Origin of the sequence: Candidatus Albibeggiatoa sp. nov. BB20 (assembly GCA_016744725.1) — a bacterium.
Lineage (GTDB): Bacteria > Pseudomonadota > Gammaproteobacteria > Beggiatoales > Beggiatoaceae > Albibeggiatoa.
The window spans coordinates 1-5,346 of the sequence record JADGDW010000229.1 but is presented as its reverse complement, the minus strand read 5'-3'; the positions used below and the strand labels follow the sequence as shown (position 1 = coordinate 5,346).

7 protein-coding genes are annotated in these 5,346 nt (G+C 38.0%); 5 read left to right on the top strand and 2 right to left on the bottom strand.

All coding sequences use genetic code 11. From position 1 onward, the window contains the following. Nucleotides 1-1,032, bottom strand: a 1,032-nt coding sequence (locus ABXH34_RS17615; protein WP_353573194.1) for a Kazal-type serine protease inhibitor family protein, incomplete at its 3' end; no start/stop codon positions are given. Nucleotides 1,033-1,383: 351 nt separating this feature from the next. Between ABXH34_RS17615 and ABXH34_RS17610 the strand changes: the two genes are divergently transcribed. Further along, on the top strand, nt 1,384-1,995 hold the full coding sequence (locus ABXH34_RS17610; protein WP_353573193.1) for a 3'-5' exonuclease: 612 nt from the start codon (nt 1,384-1,386) through the stop codon (nt 1,993-1,995). A gap of 78 nt (nt 1,996-2,073) precedes the next feature. Here the strand turns inward: ABXH34_RS17610 and ABXH34_RS17605 are convergent, their stop codons facing one another. Next, entirely contained in the window at nt 2,074-2,502 is a 429-nt protein-coding gene (locus ABXH34_RS17605) for a hypothetical protein (RefSeq protein ID WP_353573192.1), read from the bottom strand. 407 nt (nt 2,503-2,909) lie between these two features. Here ABXH34_RS17605 and prmB point away from each other — a divergent pair, with 407 nt between their 5' ends. The 4 genes from prmB to ABXH34_RS17585 form a co-directional block, all read left to right on the top strand. Beyond that, nucleotides 2,910-3,845, top strand: coding sequence for a 50S ribosomal protein L3 N(5)-glutamine methyltransferase (gene prmB, locus ABXH34_RS17600; protein ID WP_353573191.1), 936 nt, complete (start codon nt 2,910-2,912; stop codon nt 3,843-3,845). After that, on the top strand, nt 3,845-4,297 hold the full coding sequence (locus ABXH34_RS17595) for an EVE domain-containing protein (RefSeq protein ID WP_353573190.1): 453 nt from the start codon (nt 3,845-3,847) through the stop codon (nt 4,295-4,297). Before prmB ends, ABXH34_RS17595 begins: the two co-directional genes overlap by 1 nt. Nucleotides 4,298-4,370: 73 nt before the next feature. Beyond that, nucleotides 4,371-5,132: a PstS family phosphate ABC transporter substrate-binding protein gene (locus tag ABXH34_RS17590; protein WP_353573189.1), complete on the top strand. Its 762-nt coding sequence runs from the start codon at nt 4,371-4,373 to the stop codon at nt 5,130-5,132. Nucleotides 5,133-5,237: 105 nt separating this feature from the next. Next, nucleotides 5,238-5,346: helix-turn-helix domain-containing protein (locus ABXH34_RS17585; protein WP_353573169.1), on the top strand; the 109-nt coding region annotated here is incomplete at its 3' end.

The following is a 5,346-nucleotide window of genomic DNA, read 5'->3' as shown; positions in this document are numbered from 1 at the left end:
CTCATCAATTAACTCAAAGTCGCATTCACCTTCGTGTATAAACTCAGCTTGTTCCGCTTCTAATTGGCATAAGTTACCAAAAGTAGCAACTTCATCATCTTCAACTTCGCCACAAACAGGCGCGTATTCAGCTGTACATGCAACAGGAGATGGTTCTTCATCACATGCGCCTTCATGTAAAAATTCAGCTTGTTCCGCTTCTAACTGACATAAATTACCAAAAGTAACCTCTTCGTCTTCATCAACTTCGCCACAAACAGGCGCATATTCAAAAGTACATGCGATTGGTGGAAATTCTTCATTATCACACTCATCACCTTCACATGATTCAAATGCTAAGACTTCAACTGTTTCTTCTGGAAGAGATGCAATTTGTTCAATAGAGAATGATTGACGCGCTTCGATAGATAAAGCTAATGCTTGTTCTGGAGATAAGGCTTCTAAAGCTTCCGGAGATAAGGCTCTAATTTGTTTTGGTTGGAAACCTGCAACTGCTTCCACAGGTAAATCAATGATATGGTTATAGGTGAAATTAATAACAATTTCGATAGAAAGAGTTGAAACCTCAGCTGGTGTTAAATCAATCACTGGAATTGAATTATCAGCATCTAATAAAAGAATAATAAATGAATCTTTACAAGAAGATTTACAGTCTTTAGCCGCAGACTTACATTCTTTTTCCCAATCTTTTACATCTTCTTTACACAGTTTTTCCCACTGATTGTAATAGCTTTTACATGTTTTCTCACATGCTTTATCACCGTCACAAGATGATTTACAAGATTTTTCTTCGTCTTTGTAATCTTTACATTGCTTCTCTGCATCTTTGCTGACTTCTTTACAGGTTTTTTCAAAATCTTTACAAGAATCTTCGCAAAGTTTGGTGGGGTCATCACCACGCTTACGATCATCTCGTATCTTTTGAATAGACTCAGGCGTTAAATATGCGCCATCCTGAGCCGCGACTGATGTTGTATAGCCTACCAAGCACAACACCGTCGCCAATAATAGCGATAAGGTGTGTTTCATCATGGTTTCCTTTAAGAATAGATTAAACGTGAGATTAATCATAGATGATAGGCTTAAATCTGACAACCGCTAATAGACAAGCGTAGCAAGGGACAGTGTCTCTGTGATATTGATATAAAAAGTTAAACTATTGATAGACTTTTAGTATAGATAATGACTTGGTTTTCAATTATTTTGATATTCTGATAAAAATTTTGTAATCCCTTTAAAGAAGTAATATTCAAGCTTAATACTGGCAGTGTTTATTAAATTTGTTAATATAGCGGCCAATGTATTTATTCTAATAAAAAAATACATTGGCATTGTGGAGGAGAACCACATACGGGTGAAACTAATAATTCAAAGGAATACCCTATGTTTAGTCAGTTTAAATATCAAATGAATCGTAAACGTTTACAAGATGAAAACTATTCATTTTTATTTGATGAACCACCAGGTGACGAGTATGTCTGTTTTGACTGTGAAACCACAGGCATTAACCCTCGAAGAGCTGAAATCCTGTCTATTGGTGCGGTCATTATCAGAAATAATCATATTTTGACCAGCCGAAAATTAGAACTCTTTGTAAAACCAAGCAAAGATATTAACGAAGCCAGTATCAAAGTCCATCATTTGCGTCACTGTGACCTTAAGGATGGGCTAGACCCTAAACATGCAGTATTACAGTTTTTACGTTTTATTGGCTCACGCCCACTAGTTGGTTACTATTTAGAATTTGATGTGGCAATGATTAATAAATATCTACGACCTTTGTTAGGAATCGTATTACCGAATGAACAGACTGATGTATCGGGTATTTATTATGAAAAAAAGGTCAATGCACTTCATCAAACTCATATCGATTTACGGTTTGATGTCATTATGGAAGAACTCGATTTACCCTCTTTAGGGCAACACGATGCATTCAATGATGCACTGATGACAGCAATGATGTATGTCAAGCTACAGAATATAAAGAAGTTATAACAGATATTGAGGCTGTTTAACAGATGAGCAAGAACCACATCTATCAAATTATTCTGATGGATGCAGTTCATCAACTCATCATATTTGATTGATTAGCGTATCACTTCTGCATTTTTCAAGATAGTGCTGTGGAAAATTAAGCCAATACTGTTTTTGCAGTTGCCCAAATGATGCTGGCAGCTCTTTCAGTTTGTTTTCATCAAATTTAAATAACTCAAGTTTAGCAGTTGCGCAAAGGAGTCTGGGTAAGCATAATTCTTGTAAATAACTGAGAGTACATAAACATTCTGGATTTTGCTTTATTTCACATTCGTATAAACTTAATGCTATAACCTGTTGTTGTAAATTAATGCGATAGGCAATTGAACCCCAATTTACTAGTTTGTACTTATTTAGTTTTGTACCTATTTCTTGTTCTAGTTGTTTAATCACACGCGGTTTTGGACTAATGATTGTGATAAATTGTACGAAAAGTGCGACTATACTTTCTAATAAATTATCAAACATGGAAAAATCCTTATTTAACGGATGATTGGATGGACAGGATTATTGTCTGAATCAGGATTCACAAGATTAAAGAATTTTCAGGATTAAATTCAATCTCAAGTAATTGCCTCAATTTTCAAGTTCATCTACAATCTAATCGGGTTAATCCTAAAATCTTGCAAATCCTGATTCAGATATTTTTATGGAACTAACTGAATGAGATTTTAAACAGGTTTAAACCGTGTAGCAAAACTTTAAACCAATATGATTCAATGCTGAAAATGCCCTAATTTTATAAACTCCAACTCAAACCCTAATAAAAAATATCTAAACCATCTGAGTACCAATCAAAAAACACCTTAACCTATGCTGCGTTTCATAAAGGATAATGTTAAACTTAATCTAAACTGCCTTTATAAAATGACTTTATGAGCAACATCATCGAAGAACTTGATACACTGGTTGATTTCGTACGCTGGGCAACCACACAATTCAACCAAGCCAATATTTATTTCGGACACGGTACAGACAATGCGCTAGACGAAGCAGTGGCTTTAGTCTCCCAAAGTCTGCACTTACCGCGTCATTTACCTGACAACCTCTGGCAAGCAAAACTAAGCTGCCAAGAACGACGGCTACTGCTCGAACGAATCCAAAAACGGATCCAGCAACGCATCCCATTGCCATATTTAACCGAACAAGCGTGGTTTTCAGACCTGTCATTCTACGTGGACAAACGAGTACTGATCCCACGTTCACCAATTGCAGAACTGATTGCCAACGACTTTGCACCGTGGATTGACATGAATAACGTCAACCGTGTACTAGACTTAGGTACAGGTAGTGCGTGTATTGCGATTGCGATTGCACACCACTTTGGAGCTGAAGTCGACGCGGTCGATATTTCCAACGATGCCCTCACCGTGGCTAAGAAAAATATCACACAACATCAATTAGAAAATTGGGTGCACGCGGTATCATCTGACTTATTCAGCAACTTATCAGGCCTGCACTATGACCTCATCGTTGCCAATCCACCCTATGTGGACGCGCATGAAATCGAAACCATGCCACCTGAATACCATCACGAACCACTCGGAGCATTAGAAGCAGGCAAGGACGGCCTATTTTTTGTCAAACAAATTCTGCGTGATGCAATAAACCACCTTACTCCAGAAGGCATATTAATCGTAGAAGTTGGCGCAAGCGAACCCGCAGTAATTGAACAATATCCAGAAGTGCCGTTTACATGGTTAGAATTTGAACACGGTGGCGATGGTATATTCCTACTATCAGGTGAACAAGTGCAAGAATATCATTCTATTTTTGAAGAAGTGGCAAGCCATCAACTCGGGACATTGTAATGGCATATTGGCTAATGAAATCAGAACCGAATGCGTTTAGTATTGATGACTTAGCTAAAGTGCAAATCGAACCTTGGGATGGGGTACGCAACTATCAAGCGCGAAATATGATGCGTGACCAAATGCAAATCGGTGATTTAGTTTTTTTCTATCACTCAAATTGTAAAATACCTGCGATTGTAGGCATGATGAAAATTGTAAAAGCGGGCTATGTCGATAACACCGCGTTTGACCCAGACGAGAAATACTACGACCCTAAAAGCAAACCTGATAGCCCGCGCTGGTATCGGGTGGATGTCGCATTTGTCGAAAAATTTGAACAAGAAATTAGTTTACACACTCTGAAACAACAAGCTGAATTAGCCGATTTAGCCCTAGTGAGAAAAGGCAGTCGTCTCTCCATCATGCCCGTTTCAGAACCAGAATGGCAGTGTATTTTAGGATTAAAATAAAAACATAATATCCTAATTTTATTAGATAAACATGACTCATTCCCATCAGTCATGATCCAAAGGAGGCATTATTATGCGTATCACACTATTTTTAATTGCTCTGATGAGCTACTCAACACTATTTGCTGATAGCTTAAACTATGAAGGTTCATCTACAGTCGGCAAATTTATCACCGATGCAGCCAAGCATTACAATGCAGTAGAATTTAAAATTAATACGGTTTCAGAAAGTGCGGGGGGAGAACAATGCACCTTGCGTCAACGCTGTGATATGGGTGGAGTAGCACGTGATATTAAGCAACGCTACTTAGAAGCGGGACTGATTTCCACCTTGGTTGGTCGAGATGCAATTGCAGTATTGGTCAATGAAAACAATCCTATTTCAAGCTTAAGCAAACAACAACTTAAAGATGTATTTAGCGGCAAAATAACCAACTGGTCTGAATTAGGTGGGATTGATATGCAGATTAAAGTCTATGTGGTTAAAGCTGCATCCGCCACAAGACATGTCTTTGCCTCTACTATATTAGATGGTGAAAAATACGATAAGGTCAAAACCATTACACCTGACGCAAAAATTGCATCATTAGTAGCAAAACAAGCGGGGGCAATTGGCCAACTCAGTTTTGCATTTATTAAGGGCAAAAAAGGGATTAAAGCCTTAAGTATTGAGGGGCAAAATGCCACTGTTAACAATAGTCAATACCCAATCACCCGCCCACTTTATATTGTGACTAAAGGGAAACCTAATACTAAGGTAAAAGCCTTTTTAGACTGGGCGTTATCAGAGCAAGGACAAGCAGTTGTTAAACAACGTTTTGTGGGTGCATATTAGGCTTAGACGACCTAAGCTATTGCTAAACGATGAATTATGATGATTACGACAGCCCATGGAAAGACGCGATAACCCATTATTTCCCTGAGCTAATGGAAGCTTTGAATGATGTTGTTAGCGCATAAAGTTGAACTGAGACCGACAAAGGAACAAGCTGTCTATTTAGATAAAGCTTGCGGTTCACGTCGTCATTGTTACAATCAATTACTGGCTC